This window comes from Pseudoalteromonas carrageenovora IAM 12662, from assembly GCF_900239935.1.
In the GTDB taxonomy this organism is placed as follows: Bacteria; Pseudomonadota; Gammaproteobacteria; order Enterobacterales; family Alteromonadaceae; genus Pseudoalteromonas; species Pseudoalteromonas carrageenovora.
Genome location: NZ_LT965928.1, coordinates 2,165,875 through 2,188,427 on the forward strand (window position 1 = coordinate 2,165,875; position 22,553 = coordinate 2,188,427).

19 protein-coding genes are annotated in these 22,553 nt (G+C 39.4%); 14 read left to right on the plus strand and 5 right to left on the minus strand.

All coding sequences use genetic code 11. The annotated features are described in order from the left end of the window. Positions 1-47 precede the first annotated feature (47 nt). Genes mfd through ALFOR1_RS09805 form a run of 3 tightly spaced genes read left to right on the plus strand, consistent with a single transcriptional unit; the run spans position 48 to position 4,628 of the window. Complete coding sequence (gene mfd, locus ALFOR1_RS09795) at positions 48-3,521, plus strand: transcription-repair coupling factor (RefSeq protein WP_104642853.1); 3,474 nt, start codon at positions 48-50, stop codon at positions 3,519-3,521. After that, positions 3,521-4,357 (plus strand): peptidoglycan binding protein CsiV, encoded by an 837-nt coding sequence (locus ALFOR1_RS09800; RefSeq protein ID WP_104642854.1) that lies wholly within the window; start codon positions 3,521-3,523, stop codon positions 4,355-4,357. The genes mfd and ALFOR1_RS09800 overlap by 1 nt, the downstream gene beginning before the upstream one ends. A gap of 19 nt (positions 4,358-4,376) precedes the next feature. Continuing rightward, on the plus strand, positions 4,377-4,628 hold the full coding sequence (locus ALFOR1_RS09805) for a hypothetical protein (protein WP_058549684.1): 252 nt from the start codon (positions 4,377-4,379) through the stop codon (positions 4,626-4,628). Positions 4,629-4,699: 71 nt separating this feature from the next. On the opposite strand, the gene ALFOR1_RS09810 is transcribed toward ALFOR1_RS09805, so the two are convergent. The 3 genes from ALFOR1_RS09810 to ALFOR1_RS09820 form a co-directional block, all read right to left on the minus strand. Further along, positions 4,700-6,052: a hypothetical protein gene (locus tag ALFOR1_RS09810; RefSeq protein ID WP_058549683.1), complete on the minus strand. Its 1,353-nt coding sequence runs from the start codon at positions 6,050-6,052 to the stop codon at positions 4,700-4,702. 104 nt (positions 6,053-6,156) lie between these two features. Next, a complete protein-coding gene (locus ALFOR1_RS09815) occupies positions 6,157-8,739 on the minus strand; it encodes a TonB-dependent receptor (RefSeq protein WP_058549682.1) in 2,583 nt (860 codons plus the stop codon). 577 nt (positions 8,740-9,316) lie between these two features. Further along, a complete protein-coding gene (locus tag ALFOR1_RS09820; RefSeq protein ID WP_104642855.1) occupies positions 9,317-9,742 on the minus strand; it encodes a hypothetical protein in 426 nt (141 codons plus the stop codon). A gap of 341 nt (positions 9,743-10,083) precedes the next feature. Between ALFOR1_RS09820 and ccoN the strand changes: the two genes are divergently transcribed. The 11 genes from ccoN (at position 10,084) to ttcA (ending at position 20,132) form a co-directional block, all read left to right on the plus strand. After that, entirely contained in the window at positions 10,084-11,517 is a 1,434-nt protein-coding gene (gene ccoN, locus ALFOR1_RS09825) for a cytochrome-c oxidase, cbb3-type subunit I (RefSeq protein ID WP_058549680.1), read from the plus strand. Positions 11,518-11,529: 12 nt separating this feature from the next. After that, positions 11,530-12,204, plus strand: coding sequence for a cytochrome-c oxidase, cbb3-type subunit II (gene ccoO, locus ALFOR1_RS09830; protein WP_058549800.1), 675 nt, complete (start codon positions 11,530-11,532; stop codon positions 12,202-12,204). Between the two features lie 6 nt (positions 12,205-12,210). After that, positions 12,211-12,396 (plus strand): CcoQ/FixQ family Cbb3-type cytochrome c oxidase assembly chaperone, encoded by a 186-nt coding sequence (locus ALFOR1_RS09835; RefSeq protein ID WP_058549679.1) that lies wholly within the window; start codon positions 12,211-12,213, stop codon positions 12,394-12,396. Beyond that, positions 12,393-13,427 carry a cytochrome-c oxidase, cbb3-type subunit III gene (ccoP, locus tag ALFOR1_RS09840; protein ID WP_104642856.1) on the plus strand — a complete coding sequence of 345 codons (1,035 nt, stop codon included), beginning with the start codon at positions 12,393-12,395 and terminating at the stop codon, positions 13,425-13,427. The genes ALFOR1_RS09835 and ccoP overlap by 4 nt, the downstream gene beginning before the upstream one ends. A gap of 141 nt (positions 13,428-13,568) precedes the next feature. After that, positions 13,569-14,060, plus strand: a complete 492-nt coding sequence (locus ALFOR1_RS09845) for a FixH family protein (RefSeq protein WP_104642857.1) — start codon at positions 13,569-13,571, stop codon at positions 14,058-14,060. Between the two features lie 8 nt (positions 14,061-14,068). Beyond that, complete coding sequence (locus ALFOR1_RS09850; RefSeq protein WP_104642858.1) at positions 14,069-16,444, plus strand: heavy metal translocating P-type ATPase; 2,376 nt, start codon at positions 14,069-14,071, stop codon at positions 16,442-16,444. Beyond that, positions 16,441-16,608, plus strand: a complete 168-nt coding sequence (gene ccoS, locus ALFOR1_RS09855) for a cbb3-type cytochrome oxidase assembly protein CcoS (protein WP_002963071.1) — start codon at positions 16,441-16,443, stop codon at positions 16,606-16,608. Before ALFOR1_RS09850 ends, ccoS begins: the two co-directional genes overlap by 4 nt. Beyond that, on the plus strand, positions 16,601-17,272 hold the full coding sequence (locus ALFOR1_RS09860) for a sulfite exporter TauE/SafE family protein (protein WP_104642859.1): 672 nt from the start codon (positions 16,601-16,603) through the stop codon (positions 17,270-17,272). The genes ccoS and ALFOR1_RS09860 overlap by 8 nt, the downstream gene beginning before the upstream one ends. A 68-nt stretch (positions 17,273-17,340) precedes the next feature. Then, on the plus strand, positions 17,341-18,078 hold the full coding sequence (locus tag ALFOR1_RS09865; protein ID WP_104642860.1) for an FNR family transcription factor: 738 nt from the start codon (positions 17,341-17,343) through the stop codon (positions 18,076-18,078). A gap of 109 nt (positions 18,079-18,187) precedes the next feature. Continuing rightward, a complete protein-coding gene (uspE, locus tag ALFOR1_RS09870) occupies positions 18,188-19,114 on the plus strand; it encodes a universal stress protein UspE (RefSeq protein ID WP_104642861.1) in 927 nt (308 codons plus the stop codon). Between the two features lie 103 nt (positions 19,115-19,217). Beyond that, entirely contained in the window at positions 19,218-20,132 is a 915-nt protein-coding gene (gene ttcA / locus ALFOR1_RS09875; protein WP_058549672.1) for a tRNA 2-thiocytidine(32) synthetase TtcA, read from the plus strand. A 33-nt stretch (positions 20,133-20,165) separates the two neighbouring features. On the opposite strand, the gene ALFOR1_RS09880 is transcribed toward ttcA, so the two are convergent. Together ALFOR1_RS09880 and ALFOR1_RS09885 are read right to left on the minus strand one after the other, a co-directional pair. Continuing rightward, a complete protein-coding gene (locus ALFOR1_RS09880; protein WP_104642862.1) occupies positions 20,166-21,230 on the minus strand; it encodes a hypothetical protein in 1,065 nt (354 codons plus the stop codon). Between the two features lie 51 nt (positions 21,231-21,281). Then, complete coding sequence (locus tag ALFOR1_RS09885; RefSeq protein WP_104642863.1) at positions 21,282-22,343, minus strand: hypothetical protein; 1,062 nt, start codon at positions 22,341-22,343, stop codon at positions 21,282-21,284. Positions 22,344-22,553: the final 210 nt, after the last annotated feature.

Here is a 22,553-nt window from a genome sequence, read left to right on the forward strand (position 1 = left end):
TATTATGGCGCTTGCACACAAGCGCCACATTGTAAATGGAGTAATAAATGGCGTTTGAGCAATGGGCAGCCTTGCCTTGGGTAAAATCTCAAAAAGATAAAATTCAATGGGGGCAGCTTAGTGGCAGTGGTTTAAGTATTGCCATTGCTGAGGGCGTAAAACAACAAGATGACTTGGTTTTAATTGTAACGCCTGATACGCCAAGTGCTTTACGCCTTGAAACCGAGCTTGAATACCTGTTACCCGATAATCCGGTAATGGTTTTTCCTGATTGGGAAACTCTGCCCTACGATCACTTCTCCCCTCATCAAGATATAATTTCAGCGCGTTTAGCCACACTTAACACCCTTAAAAACGAAAAACAAAGCGTTTTAATTGTGCCTGTATCTACATTAATGCTCCGTACTGCGCCTGCTTCATTTATTTACGGATCTACACTTAATTTTAAAGTAGACGATAAGCTCGATACTCATAACTTACGTAGCAACTTAGAGCAAGCTGGTTATTTACACGTGCAACAAGTTATGGAGCACGGCGAGTATGCTATTCGCGGCTCTATAGTTGATTTATATCCTATGGGTAGCCCACACCCATTTAGGCTCGACTTTTTTGATGACGAGCTTGATACCATTCGCTTATTTGATGTAGAAACCCAGCGTTCTGACGAAAAAGTAGATAAAATTGAATTACTTCCTGCTCACGAGTTTCCTACAAACGAAGCTGACGTTGAACGCTTTAGAATAAATTACCGAGAAAAGTTTGGCGCAAGCTCAGAGCAAGACTCTGTTTACATGCAAGTTAGTAAAGGCACTTGGCCGGCAGGTATTGAATACTACATGCCTTTGTTTTTTGAAAAACTCGCCACTATTTTTGATTACTTACCAGATACAACCACAGTAATGCAACTAGGCGATTTAGAGCATGCTGCAGATAACTTTTGGCACGACGTAAATGTACGCTACGAAAACCGCCGAGTAGATCCACTACGCCCATTATTAGAGCCAACAGAGTTATATCAGCCAATTAATGAGCTATTTTCTAACTTAGGTGAATTTTCTCGTATTCGCTTATCACTTGCCAAGCTTGGCACTAAAGCAGGCAATAAAAATCTAAGCGTTAGTGAATTACCAGCCATTCGTATAGATCATAAGCAACATGAACCATATGGTGCATTTATAAATTACGTTGCCCAGCAAAAAAAGAACAAAGGCCGTATTTTACTAAGCGTTGAATCAGACGGACGCCGAGAATCGCTATTAAGTGTATTAAAACCAAGTGGCATTAAATTTAAAGAGTTTGACACGCTAGAGCAATTTACAAAAAGCGACAGCGACGTAGGTTTAATTGTAAGCCCGCTTGAGCAAAGTGTGGTCCTTGGCACTAAGCCAAGCCTTGCTATTATTACCGAGCAAGAATTATTAGGTATTAAAGTATCGCAGCGTAGGCGTCGTAAACACAAATACGAAGCAAGCCAAGATGCACTTATACGAAACTTAGCCGAGCTTAAAGAGGGTCAACCTATTGTTCACCTAGATCATGGTGTTGGCCGCTACCAAGGGCTGCAAACAATAGATGCCGCAGGTGTTATTACCGAGTTTGTAACTATCACCTACGCCAGTGAAGCTAAACTCTATGTACCAGTATCAGCGCTGCATATGCTTAGCCGATACTCTGGTGGTGAAGAGGCCAGTGCCCCACTACATAAATTAGGATCAGACGCGTGGGAAAAAGCTAAAAAACGTGCGGCTGAAAAAGTGCGAGACGTAGCTGCAGAGCTTCTTGATATTTATGCTCAGCGACAAGCCAAACCAGGCAACAAATTTACGCTTGATGGACAAACATATCGTCAATTTAGCGACAGTTTCCCTTTTGAAGAAACCGACGATCAGCGTAACGCAATAGAAGCCGTACTTGGCGATATGCAATCAAAACAAGCCATGGACCGATTAGTATGTGGTGATGTAGGGTTTGGTAAAACAGAGGTAGCCATGCGCGCTGCTTTTGTAGCGGTTAACGATAATAAACAAGTTGCTGTATTAGTGCCTACCACCTTGCTAGCTCAACAGCACTATGAAAACTTTAAAGACCGTTTTGCTGACTTTCCAATTGAAGTGGGTGTGCTTTCACGCTTTAACTCAAGCAAGCAGCAAAAAGACACTCTTGAAAAAATGGCTGATGGTAAGTTAGATATAGTTATTGGTACCCATAAACTCATCCAGCAAGACATTAATTTTAGCGACTTAGGTTTACTAATTGTAGATGAAGAGCATCGCTTTGGTGTTCGCCAAAAAGAAAAAATTAAAGCACTACGTGCTGATGTAGATATACTCACACTAACTGCAACGCCAATACCACGTACTTTGAATATGGCTATGAGTGGTATGCGTGATTTATCTATTATTGCGACCCCGCCAGCTAAGCGTTTAGCTGTTAAAACGTTTGTACGCCAACGAGATAGTGATTTAATTCGCGAGGCAGTACTTCGTGAAATTAAACGCGGTGGCCAAGTATACTTTTTACACAACAACGTAGAAACCATTGAACGTGTATCTCAAGAAATTAGTGAATGGGTGCCAGAAGCAAGTGTGACCTCAGCTCACGGGCAAATGCGCGAGCAAGAACTTGAGCAAATAATGGCTGATTTTTATCACCAAAAATACAACGTACTGGTGTGTACCACTATTATCGAAACCGGAATAGATGTACCCACTGCAAACACTATTATTATGGACAGAGCCGATAAGCTTGGTCTTGCTCAGTTACACCAATTACGAGGACGTGTAGGACGAAGCCATCACCAAGCGTATGCTTATTTGTTAACTGGCGATCCTAAATCTTTATCTAAAGATGCATCAAAACGCTTGCAAGCCATAGAGTCACTCGAAGATTTAGGCGCAGGCTTTGCTCTTGCAACTCACGATTTAGAAATACGCGGTGCCGGTGAGTTATTAGGTGACGATCAATCAGGGCAAATGCAAACAATTGGTTTTAGTTTGTACATGGAAATGCTTGAACAAGCCGTAAATGCGTTACGTGAAGGCAAAGAGCCAACCCTTGAAAACCTATTACAAAAACAAACAGAAGTAGATTTAAAACTCCCTGCATTACTACCTGATGACTACATTCACGATGTTAATGCGCGTCTTGGCATGTACAAGCGCGTAGCAAGTTGTGCTAGTCTTGCTGATATGGATGAATTACAAGTAGAGCTAATAGACCGCTTTGGCTTACTGCCTGACGCTGCTAAAAATCTATTTAGTTTGCAACAGCTTAAAATGCAAGCGAGTAATTTAGGTATAACAAAAATTGAAGCAAACCCTAAAGGGGGCTACTTTGAGTTTAGTCAAAACACGAAGGTTAACCCTAGCTTCATCATTGGCTTGATACAAAGTGCACCTAAGGTGTACAAAATGGATGGCGCAAATAAACTGCGCTTCGCAATTAGTGAAGCTAACGCTCGCGAACGCTTAAAAATGGTCACTGCAATGATTGCAGATTTCGAAAAAAAGGTTAGCCATTAATGTTGCTAAAAAAATCGCTTATTGTTTTATGTTGCTTATTTAGCAGCACTGCATTTGCAGAACGTTGGTTTGAAGTTGAAGTACTGGTATTTAAGCAGCGCCCTGCTCCATACTTACAAGAAGACTTTACGCTTAAACACGACACTATTGAAGATAAAAACAGCCTAGATTTAATGACACCTATTTATACAGAGCAAGCAATGCAAGCTTGTATAGATGGCGACGCGCGTTTTAAAAAGCACTCTTTTACTGATTCATTAGTTAACTCAAACCCGCAATCTGGTGTATGCGACGACAGCACTGATTACATGCAAAGCTACGATGAATTACCTGTAACGCCACAAGTAGCAGCACAGGATCATATGCAGCAAACCTATTTGTTAGCACCTGAACAACTACAGTTTAAAACTCAATTGCGTCAGCTCGACAGAAAAGGGTTAACACCTATTTTGCATACCGGATGGCGCTTTGAAGGCGCCAGTAAGTCACGAGCACCGAGCATGCATTTAATAGCTGGAAAACATATTAAAAGTGATAATAATGTTATTCCAAGCTATTCAAATCCTGACTTTGTAAGCTTATTAAATACGCAACCTGAGCTTTTCGACGACCCTGACAAGGCAAATGTTGAATGGGAGCTAGATGGTTTATTTAAAATACATTTACGACATTATTTATACATTACAGCTAATTTTGATATTAGCCAAAAGCTAGAAAACGGCAATATAGAATCAGCCCGCTTTTCGCAGTTTAGACGTGTAATAAGTGGCGAAGTACATTACTTTGATCACCCTCGAATGGGCATGATTGTCCAAATTAGAAAATTTAAACATTAATATTTAGCAGGATATAACAATGAAAAAATTCCTTATCATCGCAGCTACCTTAAGCCTTGCAGCGTGTTCTAAAGTAAATCTAGAAAGCTATGAAAAAATTAAAGTAGGCATGGACAAAACTGAAGTAGAAGCCATTTTAGGCAGTGCTGATAACTGTGTTGAAAAAACACTGCACACAAACTGTGTTTGGGGCGACGAATCTAAAAATATCGAAATTACACTTGTTTCAGACAAAGTGACGTTATATAGCAAACATGGTTTAGCTAACTAAGTAACGTTTAAATAATTAAAAAAGGGGGATAGATTTCATCTATCCCCCTTTTTTAATGTATGGCTATAAACCTACTTTTTAGAGTAAATAAGTTCTATATTTATGATTTTACTGCGGTTTAGCGTTATTTTATAGCGCTGGTAAAGCTTTTTATCTTCCTCAGTTAATACAAGTACCATATTTAACTGATAACGCCGCTCTACCCCTTGTTTAGATATTTTATTACTATCTAAATGGTATAACTTACCTTCACCACGTTTTAAATAACGCGCAAATGGCGCTAAATTAAACTGCAATGTTTGCTGTAGCGTATCGTACCCTGGTAAAAACTCTTTTGCGCTTACTCGTGTTTCGCTTGCAAAGTGCAGCCACTGCGCCGCTTGCTTATTTTGCTGGCGACGCTTTGAAAATATTGATTTAACTTCTTGCGGAATTTTTTTAAATCGAACATATTCTAGCCAAATAAATTGGCTGGCTATTTTATCTTTGCTAATACTGTTTTTAAAACTAAAACGCCATTTAGGCCGACCGCGAACAATAGCCCGCCAAATTACCCGTGTTATATCTTCTTTAAATATTTCACGTAGCCCGTAAATAACCCCTAAAATTAATATTAGCGTGGCAGTTACCTCCGTAAAGGTTGAGCGGGCGTTTAGTATTACCACCATTACAAATGCCATAATAACCGCAGTCACTGTGCCTTTAACTAAACGTTTAAGGTAGCTATTAAGAAACCGTGTTTGCCGCTGTAAAATAACGCCATGCTCTATTAGACGTTGTAGCAGACGCATTTTATTGGTTATACGGTTTGCGTCTTGTAATGTGGTTTCGGAGTTATAGTTTTTTTCTCCGCGGTAACTATTCTCGTTTTTACAAAATTGCAGTAGATCATTACGTTCTTTTGCAAAATCGCTACTACGTGGACCTTCATCTAATAGCTTTAAAAATGACTGCTCAACATGCCAGCTTAAATAGTTATCAGCATTAGTAAAAAATGGGATTAGTTTTTCATCATCAGGTGTGTAACGCCTAAGCTTTTTAAGTAATCCTTCACTTTGGCCAAATAACTCGATAGCTCGCTGGAAAAAATCTTCAACATCTTCAATTTTAAGTGCGTCTCGTATATCAGCATCAAGCGCTAGACGAACCTGATAGCAAAACAAATTAAGGTTTTGGCGGTAATCTTGTTGCTCACCTTTGTTTTTACTAACAAAACGGCTTCTTACTAAGGGTAAGTGAATGTTGTTAGCGTTATACGCTAAGTGCGATTTAAAGTGGTTATTAAAGTAAGATTCTTCAGTGAGAGTTTGTGGGTTAATACCCATTTCATTGGGTATAGAAAAATACAGATCAATACGCTGCTCAGCACGCGGGTTGAGCTCTGGTTCAATGACAAAAGATAAGTTTTCGTCTTGCTTTAACAATCAGTTCTCCTTCTAATAATGGTATTAAGTGTACTTGTCTCCTTTGTTTTGTTCAATAAAAAAGGCCCAGTAAAAACTGAGCCTTAATACGATTAATGTGCTAATTAAAACTTAACGTTTACACCAGCAAATACACGACGACCAAGTACATCGTATGTGTACGGGTCAGTGTTAGAATCGTTGTTACCTGAGTAGTATGGTGGTTGCTTATCAAATAAGTTATTTACACCAGCGGTTAACGATACCATTTCACTGATAAAGTAAGAACCACTTACATCATGGTAAACAACAGATGGTGTTGTTGGTGCATAACATGTAGATTCTTTACCTAGACAGCTGTAGCTATCCATTCCAGCAATGTAACGTGCTTTGTAATTCGCAGACCAAACATCACCTTTAACATCTAACTCAAAGTTTGCTTTAACGTCAGCATAACCACCAATACCAGAAGTGATTAAACCAGCGTAATCAATGCTTGATTCAATAACATCAACAGTGTATTCGTCAAGGTAAGTAACATCTAATGACGTGTTCCAAGCAAGACCAGCTAAATCAAATTTGTAATTTAAGTTTAAGTCATAACCTTTTGTTTGCTCATAACCTACGTTTTGTAGTTGGTTATTAAACGAGATACGACCAGTGCTTTGGTTAAAATCAATATTTGCTGAACTACAAAGTGCTGTTGATTGATTAGCTAAAGAGCCATCTGATGCAAGACATGAGTCAACAATGTATTGGTTATTTACTGTAGCAATAGCGTTTTCAATTTCAATGTCGTAGTAATCTAACGTCATTGAGAAGCCATCAAACCACTCTGGTTCGTAAACTACACCAACAGTAACTGTATCAGCTAACTCAGGTGTTAATTGGTCATTACCGCCCACTGTAACTTCAGCTTGATCTTGTGCACCTGTAAAGCTAACTTGCTCGTAAGATGGAGAATCACCTGAGTATAACTCAGCAACTGTAGGAGCACGGAAAGCTGTAGAGCGAACACCACGAAGCATTAGTTCGTCGTTTACGCGCCAAGTTAAACCAAGTTTCCACGTTTCATCAGAACCAAATGTGCTGTAGTCAAAAGCACGGATCGCAGCGCTTAATTCTACATTCTGTGCTAGGTAAGCATCAGCAACTAAAGGAATAGCAAGTTCAAGGTATGCTTCGTTTACATCAAAACGACCGCTTGTTGCATCAACACGTGGGTCATTCGCAAGACCTTGTGAAGTGATAGAATCTGGTGTGTACCATGCTTTTTCTTCACGACGCTCAAGACCTGCTGCAAAACCTACAAAGCCCGCTGGTACTTCCATTAACTCACCAGAAAGCGCAGCTGTAATCATAAACAATTGACTACCACCTGAGTTTTGCTCGGTGTAAACATAGTCACTAAAGCTGCTGCTTGACCATGAAGCTTGTGAAAGAGGGTTAAAGTTACCAGCTTCAATTTCGCTTTGAATTGAACCCATGTTGTGAAGGTTGCTTAAGCGATCCACTGAGTCATTACGACCAAAAATAACTGATGTATCCCACTCTAAGCCATTATCTAAATAACCTGCAGCACCGATAACAGAACGAACTGTATCAACTACTTGAGATGAATCACGTGTACCAGTGTCTACCATACGGCGGCCGTAAGAAACTTCATCACCGTAGTTAATGTTTTGGTCGATTAAAGAATCACCCATCCATTCAGCGTAGTCAAAGTCGAACCATACTGGTTGAGGCGCTAATTGCTGCTCTGACCAACGTTTTGAGTATGTAAACTCAGAGTATAAACGCGTGTCATCAGTTAAATCAAAGCTACCAATACCTGTAAGGTTTAAACGACGCATTGGCGTATATAAGTAGCTAGATTGCGAATAGTTGTAAGCGTCACTAGTACCAAAGTCGTGCCAGCCATCATCAGCTTGACCTTGCAAAGATTCATCACCTGACCAAACATGGCCATTAGGCGTATAAGAAGAACCAGAACAGTATGGAGCACTGCCATCGCCATCTTCAGTTAATGGACAATCAGAAAAACTACGATCTGCCTGAGAAGCATCGCCACGGTCTGTATACTGTAAACCGATTACAACATTACCACGACCGAAGTTACCACCCATAGTGATATCAAAAGACGTTTCATCTGCATCACCTTCAGTAGTGATTGCTGATTTAACGTTAAGGTCTAAGCCTTCAAAGTCATCTTTTAAGATAATATTTACAACACCTGCAACAGCATCCGTACCATAAACAGCAGATGCGCCATCTTTAAGTACTTCAATGTGCTTGATCATAGATACCGGAATAGTATTCAAATCAACGGTAGAAGCAGCACCTGTACCTGAGTTGATCATACGACGGCCGTTTACAAGTACTAAAGTACGTTGTGAACCTAAACCACGTAAATCAATTGATGCATTACCACCAGACCCATTATTAATACCTGGGTTAGTCATTGCGCCGCCTGTAGCGGTCATTTTTTGTAGTACAGAGTCTACTGATACAGCGCCTGAAGCAGTGATATCGTCAGCACCGATAATAGTAACTGGGCTAGCGGTTTCCATATCTGCGCGCTTAATGCGAGAACCCGTTACTTGAATTTTTTCGATTGCTTGTGCTGAGTCTTCAGCAGCTAGAACTTGCACACTTGAGAACATTGGGAATGCTGCAATTACAGCTAAACCAAGAGTTGACTTTTTCATGAATAAACCCTACTTGTTGGAAATTTACCTTAATTGGTAATGCTCACTTTTTATTAGAATAGTGAGTCAGGTGGGCAACTTAGGCGCTTTTAACTGAACGAAAACTTAACAGCAGTTCGTTTTATATCACACAACAAAATAGAATAACCATTTTAGGTACATAGGTTACATTATGTTTCAGTGTTAATTAATAAATACATATTGAAAACAATACTATAAATAAATATAGAAACATTATAAACACAGCTGAAACCAAAGTGATTCACTTTGTAATCAAATGTAATTACTTGAGTTTTGTACCAAAAATAGACAAATTAACAACTTGATCACAGCACATTATTAAAAGCGTAAAACTAAATGTTAATTACTAACCATATTTATGCATAGTTACCGGCTAAATAGTCTTAATTAGTTACTTACAAAGGAATTTTGGATTTGTTTTTTGTTCAGCGGCAATTAAAAATTGAACTTTTTAAGGTTACTTTTACAGCGAGTGAGAATTGTAGAGGTTTTATCAGGCACTGAGCTTTAATGATCTGAATAGAATAAAGCACGTACAGTATAGTGAAGATTAAATTTAGTAAGTTACATAAAAATAATAGTTGAGAGTATCAATTTGTGATGTGGTGGAGTTTTTTACTATTAGCTCTAAATCCCATAGCATGTTTTTTTCTGAGCAAATACCAACCATCGTATTACTTTGCCATAAGTCATTATGCTTTTTAAAAAATTGCGGAATATAACCCATATACATAGTGATCCCTTTTAGCTTGGCATCTTCAATTTGTATGTTTGCAGGTAAGTCGCTAAAAATAGTAAATGGAGTTTCTGGTGAAAGGTTTTTCTCGCTTAACCATACTTTAACACCGTTTGAAAAAGTACATGGTAAATTAGCTTCACATTTGGCGTTTTTAAGTAATTTGACGTCTGAATTTTTAGAAAAATCACACGCTGTTAATAAAAAAATCAACGCAGTAAATAAACTTAACCTATATATAAGCATAACAATGTCGCAGCAAAGAAAAGCAAATACTAATAATCACGACTATAAATAACAAGTGTGAGTGTTATTATTAGAGCAAATTAGGCACAAACTGTATCAAAAAATAAACAACAAGCTCACAAAGTTTGATTGATGTCATAATTTTATGTAATTGACCTATCTTTTTTAGGCCAAAAAATTTATCATTTCACCCGCAAAAAATAAGGGTTTCTCGAGTTTGTTTTCTGAAGCATTCAGGCTTTGAACGTTTTAGGTAACACGCTTGAGAAAAATAGTAGGCCCCACTTTTTTAAAGTGGGTAATTCATTTCTAAACGCATTTATTGCAGCGGAAGCCAGAAAATGAGCCAAACAGTAGCATCACAAACTGAGTATAACTATAAGGTTGTACGCCAATTCGCTATTATGACAGTGATTTGGGGCATCGTTGGCATGAGTATTGGGGTTCTGATTGCTGCCCAATTAGCTTGGCCAGCACTTAACTTTGATACACCATGGTTAACTTACTCTCGACTACGTCCGTTACACACGAACGCAGTAATTTTCGCATTTGGTACCAGTGCACTTTTTGCGACGTCTTATTACGTCGTTCAACGTACTTGTCAAACGCGTCTTTTCTCAGACAAACTCGCCGCCTTTTCATTTTGGGGATGGCAGCTCGTTATTGTACTAGCAGTGATTACATTACCACTTGGTATTACTAGCTCAAAAGAATACGCAGAACTTGAATGGCCAATCGATATTTTAATCGCTGTGGTTTGGATTGTTTACGCAATAGTATTTTTTGGTACTTTAATCAAGCGTAAAGTGTCGCACATCTACGTTGCTAACTGGTTCTACGCTGGCTTTATTATTACTGTTGCAGTGCTACACATTGTAAACAGCATGGCAGTACCAGTATCGTTAACTAAATCATATTCTATCTACGCAGGTGCTGTAGATGCAATGGTTCAGTGGTGGTACGGTCACAACGCTGTAGGTTTCCTACTAACTGCTGGTTTCTTAGGTATGATGTATTACTTTGTACCAAAACAAGCAGGCCGCCCAGTTTACTCATATCGCTTATCGGTAGTTCACTTTTGGGCACTTATCTCATTATACATTTGGGCAGGTCCTCACCACCTTCACTACACTGCACTTCCTGATTGGACGCAAAGTTTGGGTATGGTTATGTCTATTATCTTATTCGTTCCATCTTGGGGTGGTATGATTAACGGCATCATGACCCTGTCTGGCGCTTGGCATAAGCTTCGCACCGACCCAGTATTGCGTTTCTTAGTTGTTTCATTGTCTTTCTACGGTATGTCTACCTTTGAAGGCCCAATGATGGCAATTAAATCTGTAAATGCGTTATCTCACTACACAGATTGGACAATCGGCCACGTACACTCAGGTGCACTAGGTTGGGTTGCTATGATCTCAATTGGTGCTATTTACCACCTTATCCCTGCGTTATTCGCACAAGGTCGTATGTACAGCGTTAAATTGGTTAACACCCATTTCTGGTTACACACGGTAGGTGTTGTACTTTACATTGTTGCAATGTGGATTTCAGGTGTTATGCAAGGTCTAATGTGGCGTGCAGTTAACTCTGACGGTACATTAATGTACAGCTTCGTTCAGTCTTTAGAAGCGTCGCATCCTTTCTACATTATGCGCTTTGTAGGCGGTGTATTCATCGTAACAGGTATGTTAGTTATGGCTTATAACGTTTTCCGTACAATTTCAGCTGAAAAAGAATCACTGAAGTTAGACGCGCAAGCACAATTAGCATAACGGAGTGAGATGATGAGCAATAAAAATTCACAAAACAAACATGAAATAGTAGAAAAGAACGTTGGCCTAATGGCTATTCTGACTGTTTTTGCTATTAGTTTTGGTGCATTAGTTGAAATTACTCCGCTAATGTTCCAAGACGATACGACTAAACCTGTTGAAGGCCTGCGCCCACTTAACGCGCTTGAAATGGAAGGCCGAGACATTTATGTACGTGAAGGTTGTTACAACTGTCACTCACAAATGATCCGCCCTTTTCGCGATGAAGTTGAGCGTTATGGCCACTACTCTGTAGCTGGCGAGTCAGTATGGGATCACCCTTTCCAATGGGGTTCTAAACGTACTGGCCCTGACCTTGCTCGTGTAGGTAAACGTTACTCGGACGATTGGCATTATGCTCACTTAGTTGACCCACGTGCCGTGGTTCCTGAGTCGAACATGCCAGGTTTTCCTTGGTTAGCAGAGACAACGGTTGATACAAGCCTAACTCTGAAAAAACTACAAATTTTCCGTGATACTTTTGCTATCAACCCTGAAAACCCAAAACACCCGGGTTTAGGTTATGGCAGCGACGAAGAGCTTCAAGCAGATGTTGAAAAAGTTAACGCTATGAATAACGGCGAAGGCGCAACAGAAATGCAAGCCTTGATCGCGTATTTACAGCAACTTGGCACCCACTTGAAGTAAAAAATTATGGATTACGGAACATACAGAGGCATTTTGACTCTGGTAATTTTAGTATTGTTTATTGTGATTGTTGTATGGGCATACAGCAAACGTAGCAAAAATCGTTTTGATAACGCTGCTAATGCCATTTTTGAAGATGAAAAAAAACATAACAACACACTCTCTAACGAGGAAAAGGAGTCTGAAAAATGACTAGCTTTTGGAGTATTTGGGTTATTGTTTTAACCCTAGCCTGTTTAATTATCATCTTTAGCTTATTAGTTTGGAACCTTAAAAACTATGCCGGCGTTAAAGAAGGTGAAGATTGTGGGCATGAATATGACGGTATTACAGAGCTAAACAATCCACTACCAAAATGGTGGACGTACATGTTCTTTGCAACATTTGTTTGGTCTGTATATTACCTTGCAGCTTACCCAGGTTTAGGTAACTGGGAAGGTTTAGGTAAATGGACTAGCTCTAATCAGGGTATTACGTCTTTAGCTGAATCTAAAAAAGCAGTTGCGGATGCTAAAGAAGAAGGCCGTTTTGTTAAACTTGATAAAGAGTACGAAGCTGCAGAAGAGCGTTTTGGTCCAATTTTCAACAAACTTGCACAAGTACCCGTTTTAGATTTAGTTAATTCTAAATTTGAAGGTGATGCAGCGCAGCAAGTTGCTCTTGAAAATGGTGATAAACACGAGCAAACAGATGGTCAATTAGCACTTGAGATTGGTCAGCGTTTATTTTCGCAAAACTGTGCTCAGTGTCATGGCTCTGATGCCCGTGGTGGAACTGGCTTCCCTAACCTAACTGATAAAGATTGGTTATACGGTGGTTCACCTGACAAAATTAAAGAAACACTTCTTTATGGTCGTATAGCTGCAATGCCTTCTTGGGGTGCTGCACTTGGTGAGCAAGGCGTAAAAGAAATGACGGCTCATGTTCTTAGCTTATCTGGTCGTACTGTTAACCAAAAAGATGCAGCCGCTGGCGCCGCTAAGTTTGCCATGTGTGCAGCGTGTCACGGTGCTGATGGTAAAGGGTCTGTTGCACATAACTTACCGTTTGGTGCACCTAACCTAACAGATAACATTTGGTTATATGGTGGCTCTCAACGCGCTGTTGAAGAAACGCTTAATCATGGCCGCGCCGGTGTTATGCCAGCATGGAAAGACATTTTAGGTGAAGATAAAATTCACTTGTTAACTGCGTATGTTTACAGCTTATCGCAAGATAAATAAACATCGAGTTAACCAATAATTAATCTTTTTATTTCAATAGATTAATCCAGATCAAAAAAGCCTCCAGTCGGAGGCTTTTTTTTAGTCTTTTACAAATATTTGCTATAAAATAACCCCACCTAAACTAATTTTAGAGCAACTATGCAACCTACTCCGTGGTATAAAAATTTTTGGCCTTGGTTTTTAATCTTTTTTCCTCTCGCGGCCATTATTGGGTGCATAACGTTAATTATTACTGCTGTGGGCAATGGCCCAGACATGGTGGTAGATGATTACTACAAAAAAGGTAAAGCTATTAATTTAGAGCTTACTAAGTTTGAAAAAGCCAAAGCACTCTTTTTACACGGCGAGCTTAATGTTACTGATGAACGCGTTAGTTTTAAATTTACTAAAGGCGATTATAGTAATGTACCTGCATTAAAATTATCATTTTATCATCGCACCATCAAAGCCCATGACTTTGCCGCCACATTAACTTCAAATGCTAATAAAGAATTTACAGCCCTACTCGAAAACTATACACCGGGCGCCTACTCTGTGTTTATAGAGCCTATAGATGGCAGCTGGAAGTTAAAAGAAAACATCACACTTCCAACAGAGCAGCCTCTGTTAGTTGCGCCTAATTATAAGTAGTAGTAAATATGAGTACTTCTTGCTTTCATTGTCTTGAGAGTGTGCCTAAAGGGTTTAGTGCAACTGTTATTATAGATAACACATCGCAGCCAATGTGTTGTATTGGCTGCCAAGCGGTTGCGCAAAACATTGTTGATCAAGGCATGACCGACTACTACAAATACCGTACTGTTCGAGCCGGTAAAGTAGAGCAATTAGTACCAGAGCAACTCGCGTTTATAAAAAGCTACGACAATGAAGACATACAAGATGAGTTTATAGCCACAAACGACAACATCTCTGAAGTATTATTAAGTGTTGAAGGCATTACCTGTGCCGCGTGTGCCTGGCTTATCGAAAAGCAACTACTAAGCTTAAAAACAGTTAAGCGCGTTGACGTAAACACCTCAACTAACCGCGCTATGATCCAGTGGGATAAAACAAACACACCACTGAGTGAAATCATTACCGCTTTGGCTAAAATTGGCTACAAAGCCTACCCGTTCCAAGCTGATACAGAAGCCCAACAAAAGCAGCAAACAGCTAAAGCTTATATACGTCGTTTAGGTGTTGCTGGGCTGATGACCATGCAAGTAATGATGTTCGCATTTGCCATGTACTTTGGCATGTTCTCAGGAATGGATAGCAACTTTGAGCAATATTTTAGGTGGATAAGCTTAGTGCTTGCCTCGCCGGTTATTTTGTACAGCGCCCTGCCCTTTTTAACTAATGCCGTTAATGGTTTGAAAGCCAAGCAACTCAACATGGATTTACCCGTATCGCTTGCTATTTTTGGGGCTTATGGTGCTAGTTGCTATGCTACGTTTATGCAAGTGGGCGAAGTTTATTTTGAATCAGTTTGTATGTTTACCTTTTTGCTATTGCTAGGTAAATACTTAGAATTTAGAGCCCGATTAAAAGCCAGTGAATTTACAGCTAACTTACAAAAACTACTCCCTCTTACTGCCCGCACACTCGATGAAAACGGCAATGAGCACATTATTGCTGCAAAAAAACTAAAACTAAACGATATAGTACTCATAAAAGCTGGCGAAACTATTCCAGCCGACGGTGAGTTAGTTAAAGGTAAAACAACAGTCGATGAGTCAATGATGACCGGCGAGCATCAACCTGTTACTAAATTTATTGGTCACAATGTTTACGCCGGCTGCGTTAATCACGATGGCGTAATAGAAATAAAAATTAATAAAATTGGCCAAAACACGCTTTTAAACCAAATTATTCGCTTGCAACACAATGCATTAACCAAGCGCCCTAAATTAGTGGAGATAACCGATAAAGTAGCTCAGTGGTTTATTGCATCTTTACTTATATTTGCCTCTATAACTGCTATTGGTTGGTATCAAATAGATCCTGAGCACGCCTTTTGGATCACTATTTCGGTACTGGTTGCCACTTGCCCATGTGCTTTGAGTTTAGCTATTCCAACCGCACTTACGTGCGCCGTTGCAACACTTACTCGAAAAGGCATATTGATAAAGCAAGCGCATGTACTTGAAACGCTCTCACAACTGACATTATTTGCTTTTGATAAAACAGGCACGCTTACCCAAGGAAAATTTACACTCGACGCGGTAGATATATTTGATGAAAACTACAGCAAAGCTGACGTTTTAGAAATAGCGGCTCAGCTTGAGCGTTATTCTGAGCACCCTATAGCAAGTGCATTTAACGGATACCCCCCTGCTAAACATGATTTAAATAATATAGAGGTGCACCCTGGCCTCGGTATTAGCGCACAAAATGCAGCTAACCATTATGCTATTGGTAAAAGCGGCTGGTTTGAGAGTAAAAAAACCAACGCTCAAGCCAGTTTGTATATAAACAAACAAGTAGTTGCGCGTTTTTATTTTGTTGATAAAGTAAAAAGTGATGCTACAAAACTTATTAGCTCTTTGCAGTCGCAAAATTTAAGCTGCCATATGCTAACGGGTGACGCTTCCGATGCAGGGCAAAAAATTGCTAAGCAGCTAAAACTTGAAAGTGTGCAAACAGGCCTCTCACCTAAAGATAAACAAACTGCTGTAGAGCAATGGTCATCGCAAAATGAGGTGGTTGCAATGGTGGGTGATGGCATTAACGACAGCCCCGTATTTGCCAGTGCTCATTTATCTATTGCAATGGAAACCGGCGCTGATATTTCTAAAAATAGCGCTGATGTAGTGCTATTAAATAGTGATTTAGCGTCAATTGATCACCTATTAAATGTGGCTAAGCAAACTAGGCGTATTATTAAGCAAAACCTTGCCCTGTCTTTATTGTATAATGCCTCTATCTTGCCGCTCGCAGCCCTTGGTCTTGTTGCTCCATGGATGGCCGTTATTGGAATGTCTGCCAGCTCAATTATTGTTATTAGCAATTCACTAAGGCTTTTAAAGTTATGAGCATAATTTATATTTTGATCCCGATTGCTATATTGTTCGTCATTATTGCCATTGGTGTATTTTTTTGGGCTGTTAAAAGCGAACAATTTTCTGATTTAAACAAACAAGGTCACAGTATTTTGTTTGAAGATGATAAAGAGCAACACAACAAAAGTAATGATTGACCCTCTTTATATTAGCGCTTTTTTTATGGGCCTAATTGGTAGCGGCCACTGCCTTGCTATGTGCGGAGGTATTGCAAGCTCTTTACAATTAGCCAGCGACAAGCGTAAAACACTTACCTACTCATTCGCTTATAATATTGGGCGAGCATTAAGCTACATGGTTGCTGGCTCACTTGTTGCGGGTATAAGTAGCCAATTTGCTAAACAAAATACATCATTTTCTATAACGCTTTCATTTATTGCAGCAATATTTATGCTTTTGGTAGGCGTTTATATAATGCGTTTAGGTCCTACATTGCAATGGTTAGAGAAAATAGGCAAAACGCTTATTTGGCAGCATATTGTTAAGCTTAATAAATATTTAATGCCCGTTGACTCAACAGTTAAAGCATTGGGTTATGGCGCGTTATGGGGCTGGCTTCCGTGTGGTTTGGTTTATTCAGCATTAACGTGGGCAATGACGAGCCCTACAGCCTTTGATGGCGCTATTGTAATGTTATGCTTTGCACTAGGTACATTTCCAGCCATGATCACACTTGGCTTAGCGGCGCAAAAACTTAATAGCATAATAAACCATCCTTGGACCCGTATTGTATTAGGTAGTGTTATAATTTGGTATGGTATCTACTTATTGATTATTGCAACCGACAAGTTAGTACATTAATGTTTATGGTGTATTAACCTTTCGAGGTTTATTTGCCCCAGTATATAAAAACTAAAACGGATTAAATTATGGATTTCTCTCAAAGTCGCGCTAAAAGTAATTGTGCTATTAGCTGTAATAACTGCAGTATAAGCCAATTGTGTTTGCCGTTTTCGTTAAATGGCCAAGAAATGGATAAACTTGACGAAATTATTGAGCGAAAAAAACCACTGCATAAAGGCGACTATTTATTTGAGTCCGGCGCACCTTTGCTGGCTATTTACGCTGTACGCTCTGGCTCATTTAAGTCTTATACACTCTCAGAGCAAGGTGATGAGCAAATTACAGGCTTTCATTTAGCCGGCGATTTAGTCGGGTTTGATGCTATTAGCAAAATGGCCCACCAAAGCTTTTCTCAAGCACTTGAAACCTCTATGGTATGCGAAATTCCATTTGATGCCCTTGACGAACTAGCCGGTAAATTACCTAAGCTTCGCCAGCAAATAATGCGTTTAATGAGCAGCGAAATTACCTACGATCAAGAAATGTTGTTACTACTTAATAAAAAATCAGCAGAAGAGCGCTTAGCCAGCTTTATTTATAACCTTTCAGAGCGTTTTGGTGAACGTGGTTTCTCGCGTAAAGAGTTTAGATTTACCATGACCCGTGGAGAAATCGGTAATTACTTAGGTTTAACCGTTGAAACCATTAGCCGTTTATTAAGTCGTTTTCAAAAAGCCGATTTAATCAAAGTTGAAGGTAAATTTATTACTATTTTAGATAACAGTGCGCTGGCAAAAACTGCGGCAATAGTTAAGCCTTGCTAAGCCAGTACTCCCTGTAACTTTGATTTAGAACAACAATTTGTGTGCTACCCCTTTAACTGTTTTGTATTTACGTTACACTAAATATAGAACTTCAACTAAGGAGTAGCTCATGAACACCATAAAACGCATTTTAGCGGTTATCGATCCTACCAAAGACGACCAGCATGGCTTATCACGCTCAATTGAGCTTGCCAAAAAATCTGGCGCAAGTATTACCGCCTTTATGACGGTTTACGACTTCTCTTACGAAATGACTACCATGCTCTCTGGCGAAGAACGAGAAGCCATGCGAAGCGCTGTTATAAAAGACCGTGAACTTTGGCTAACCGACTTGGTCTCTGTGTATAACGATATCAATATAGAAACGCAAGTGGTTTGGCATAACCGTCCTTACGAAGCCATTATTAATACCGTTATGGAGCACAACTTCGACTTAGTCATTAAAGGCACACATCAGCACGGCGCGCTTAAATCAGTTATATTCACCCCTACCGATTGGCATTTAGTACGAAAGTGCCCTGCCCCGGTGTTGTTTGTAAAAGAAATGGCGTGGCCAGCTAATGGTAATATTTTAGCTGCTATTAACGCAGTAAGCGAAAACGATGAACACGTTGCACTTAACAAACGCATTATTAAAGATGTACAGTTTTTATGTGAACTGGCAAACGCAAAACTCAACTTAGTTAATGCATACCCAGCCACACCTGTAAATATTGCTATCGAAATTCCAGAGTTTAACCCAGGTGTGTATAACGAATCAGTAAAAAAACACCACATTGAATCTACAACACAGCTTGCTAACGACTTTAATTTAACGACAGAGCAATGTTTTATTGAAGAAGGCTTACCTGAGGATGTGATCCCCGATGTAGCTAAACGTTTAAATAGTGAATTAGTGGTTATTGGCACTGTTGGACGTACTGGTTTAAGCGCGGCTTTAGTGGGTAACACCGCAGAGCATGTAATTGATAGTTTAGATTGCGATGTACTTGCATTAAAACCAGACGGTTATGTCAGCCCTCTTGCCAAAAGTTAAACAAAGCCTTAACTAGCGCTTTAATACCCATAGTACTTGGGTATATAATACGCCCCTTTATTTTTAGCAATTAACTTTGCGTATGTTTATCAAGGGGGCGTAATTGTCACATTCAGATCAAGCTAAAGCTCAATTTAATTTAAATAAGCTTCAAAAGCGTTTACGCCGCCAAACTGGTCAAGCCGTTATGGACTTCAATATGATTGAAGAGGGCGACCGCATTATGGTGTGCTTATCAGGAGGCAAAGATAGCTACACTATGCTTGAAATGCTTCAGCATCTTAAACGTGTTGCGCCAATTAAGTTTGACTTGTTCGTGGTCAACCTCGATCAAAAGCAACCAGGCTTCCCAGAGCATGTATTACCAGAGTATCTTGATAAACTTGATATCGAATACAAAATTGTTGAAGAAGACACCTACAGTATTGTTACCGATATAATCCCTGAAGGTAAAACAACGTGCTCACTTTGCTCTCGTTTGCGTCGCGGTATTTTATATCGTACGGCAAAAGAACTTGGCGCGACTAAAATAGCACTTGGCCATCACCGCGACGACATGATCGAAACACTCTTTTTAAATATGTTTTACGGTGGCAAGCTTAAAAGTATGCCGGCTAAATTAATGAGCGATAATGGCGAGCATATGGTTATTCGTCCATTGGCGTATTGCAAAGAGGCCGACATAAGCCAATATGCTTTTGTACAGGGTTATCCTATCATTCCGTGTAACTTATGTGGCTCACAAGAAAACTTACAGCGTAAGCACACCAAAAACATGCTTGCTAAGTGGAATGAAGAACACCCTGGCCGTATAGAAAGTATTTTTACAGCGATGCAAAATGTAGTGCCTTCTCATTTAGCTGATGCTGAATTATTTGATTTTGAAAACCTAAAAACCGGTGAAGTAATAGATGGTGGTGATATTGCGCTAGATAAGCCAGATATTCCAAAAGTGCCTGTAAATACAGACGACGAGCAACCAGCTCAAGCTGATGTAGTTACTATAAATTTAAGCTAAATTACACATTTAAGGGCTTATATTAAGCTCTTTTTAGCCCTTCGCTAACCCCTGTAAAAACTCTAAACTTAGCTTTTCTTGATTATTTGCCTGATACGGTAGTTGTTGTAAGCTATCGTATGCAAAATCGGTGATCTCAAAAATACTAACTTCACTATTACCAAAACTATTGAGCTCACCAGGACTTGGTGACATCCTCTCAATCACAAAGTCACTTAAATGCATATCAGTAATACCTTGGGGTAACACCGACCAATGCGCTTTTAAGGTAACGCTTTGACTCCCTTTTGACAAACGCTCTTTAGCCACTAAATGTGCAAGAGGTGTATTACCACTGTATAAATTAGCCCTTACACGGTAAAGGCCACTCTTTTTTACAGTTAAATTTGCAGGCACAAGCATATTTTCATTTTGGGGGTAAGCATTTTCAAACCCAGTTAACGTGGCACTAGGCGCCATGTATTGAATCTGCGCGACTACTGGTACTTTTTTCCCTGCTATATCGGCATCAACAAATATTTGTAAATTACGTGGGTAGTCTTCTTTAGCTTTAAAAGTAACAATAGCCTCACCTTGTCGCGCTGAGCCATTGTGAGTATTTAGCACTTCTTTGGTATCTGTATTTGATAACTCAACACTTACTTTTGTTAAGTTAGTTGCACTTACACTCAACTCAATTTCTTCTGGGTAAACATATCTATATTGCTTTAAGCTCAAAGTAAGCGCTTCAGTGCCCGATTCATCAATTGGGCTTATTACAGGATAAAATTGGTTTGGTTTTAAACGGTCTTCATCTTGTGGGTTTAAAGGTTGAGAGTAAGGTGGATATTTAAGTGCACTTTCATATTGCATAACCACTTGCTCTGCCGCTTTTGTTAAATCTTCATTAAAGGCAACTTGTTTTTTTGACTCTATTTTTTTATTTTTTGGTAAATCAATGGCTATCACTTTACTAGGAACAGGTGCAGTAGCCATAGTTGATTGATAAACCAACTCTTTTTTTTGCTCATCGATTGGAGCTTCATCACTTTGGTTAACAAACCATAAAGTATATAAAGCTATACTGATAAGTAACGCTACTGCGTAAAATTTCTTCATAAGTATTAAATATTCCTTTAAAGCGTGCAGATCACTGCACGCTATTTATTTTTATGGGATCACATTATAAATAAGTGCTGACGCACTTTTACTATTTGAGTCTTTTATATAACGGTACTGCTTTTTCCAAAACCAAGTTCCTGTTGTTTCATCAAAAGTAGTAAAACCAACATTTTGATCATCAACGCCTATATTATTCATTGCAATAGTCACATTACCTTTGCGCTGCGCGTTATGGATTTCATTATGGCTGTAACTGTCGCTCATCATCATTGGGTAATGGTTTGGCATAAAGCTATTTACAGCATCACCTTGCGACTTTAAACGTCCATCTGTATCAATACTTTGGCTGCAACTGCCAAAAGATTTTGCAGAGCTTGCGCCACATGACGAATGCGATGCCACTACCGAATCATCATTACCTTTTAAAAAACCACCTGTTATACCTAAATATGCATTTCCATCGGCTACAAAACGTAAACGAGGGGTACGTGCATCAGGAAGCGGCGAAATTTTACGCGCATTATTTACTTTTAAGTCGTGTAAAACGCCTACGGCTTCTGTTACATCACTTCCTAGCCACCATTTGAGTGCGGCATCCACTGCAAAGTTCCATGCAGCGCCAGTTAATGCACTTACTGCAACATCTGCAAGCTCGCTACCACCACCTGCCCCCGCTAAATCAAAGGTAGCCACAATATTAAGTGGCTCAAATCCTGCATTTTCTAGCCAATTTTCCTGATTATCAATAATATGACGTGCAATTAAATCACCAGTTGAATGCGTTACTAATACACAACCCTGATCGCATAGATTCGAGCGAGAAATTTGTTTTAATTTAGGCCATACCCAATCAGTTGCAATTTTACCTTCTACTCGCTCGTATGCAGGCCAATCAATACGTTCGTCAGCTCTGTTGTTCCAGTACGACTGCCAATAGGTTTCGCCATCATTAACAACGTCACTACCCGACTTGTTTGTTATTTGTGAGACCTGCAAACCATGAATTAATATAATTTTGTAGTCTTTACTTGTTGCAGAAAAGCTCATTAACATAGCAAGGCCTGCACCAAGTAAATAACTTAGCTTTTGTGTGCGTTTTTTGTTGTTCATATAATTCCTTAATGGTGTGTGTTCAATGTGTTTTTGATCATTAAAGGTATTCATGTGGTGTTTTGCGCTGCGCGATACACAGCACAGGCATCAGTATTAGGAACAACGCTCAAAAATGCAACAAGTTATTATCATTTACTTAATTTAAATTTTTACTCAAATTAAATCAATTAATTAATGACCTATCATTGTAAAAAATGAAATTGTTTA

Excerpts from the sequence above, each read along its gene's own strand:
- ALFOR1_RS09820 (WP_104642855.1), bottom strand. The coding sequence starts at position 9,742 with ATGCTTATATATAGGTTAAGTTTATTTACTGCGTTGATTTTTTTATTA.
- ALFOR1_RS09850 (WP_104642858.1), top strand. The coding sequence starts at position 14,069 with ATGAGTACTTCTTGCTTTCATTGTCTTGAGAGTGTGCCTAAAGGGTTT.
- ALFOR1_RS09805 (WP_058549684.1), top strand. The coding sequence starts at position 4,377 with ATGAAAAAATTCCTTATCATCGCAGCTACCTTAAGCCTTGCAGCGTGT.
- ccoN (WP_058549680.1), top strand. The coding sequence starts at position 10,084 with ATGAGCCAAACAGTAGCATCACAAACTGAGTATAACTATAAGGTTGTA.
- ccoS (WP_002963071.1), top strand. The coding sequence starts at position 16,441 with ATGAGCATAATTTATATTTTGATCCCGATTGCTATATTGTTCGTCATT.
- ALFOR1_RS09845 (WP_104642857.1), top strand. The coding sequence starts at position 13,569 with ATGCAACCTACTCCGTGGTATAAAAATTTTTGGCCTTGGTTTTTAATC.
- ALFOR1_RS09860 (WP_104642859.1), top strand. The coding sequence starts at position 16,601 with ATGATTGACCCTCTTTATATTAGCGCTTTTTTTATGGGCCTAATTGGT.
- ALFOR1_RS09800 (WP_104642854.1), top strand. The coding sequence starts at position 3,521 with ATGTTGCTAAAAAAATCGCTTATTGTTTTATGTTGCTTATTTAGCAGC.
- ccoP (WP_104642856.1), top strand. The coding sequence starts at position 12,393 with ATGACTAGCTTTTGGAGTATTTGGGTTATTGTTTTAACCCTAGCCTGT.
- ALFOR1_RS09815 (WP_058549682.1), bottom strand. The coding sequence starts at position 8,739 with ATGAAAAAGTCAACTCTTGGTTTAGCTGTAATTGCAGCATTCCCAATG.
- ALFOR1_RS09880 (WP_104642862.1), bottom strand. The coding sequence starts at position 21,230 with ATGAAGAAATTTTACGCAGTAGCGTTACTTATCAGTATAGCTTTATAT.
- mfd (WP_104642853.1), top strand. The coding sequence starts at position 48 with ATGGCGTTTGAGCAATGGGCAGCCTTGCCTTGGGTAAAATCTCAAAAA.
- ALFOR1_RS09865 (WP_104642860.1), top strand. The coding sequence starts at position 17,341 with ATGGATTTCTCTCAAAGTCGCGCTAAAAGTAATTGTGCTATTAGCTGT.
- ccoO (WP_058549800.1), top strand. The coding sequence starts at position 11,530 with ATGAGCAATAAAAATTCACAAAACAAACATGAAATAGTAGAAAAGAAC.
- ALFOR1_RS09835 (WP_058549679.1), top strand. The coding sequence starts at position 12,211 with ATGGATTACGGAACATACAGAGGCATTTTGACTCTGGTAATTTTAGTA.
- uspE (WP_104642861.1), top strand. The coding sequence starts at position 18,188 with ATGAACACCATAAAACGCATTTTAGCGGTTATCGATCCTACCAAAGAC.
- ALFOR1_RS09885 (WP_104642863.1), bottom strand. The coding sequence starts at position 22,343 with ATGAACAACAAAAAACGCACACAAAAGCTAAGTTATTTACTTGGTGCA.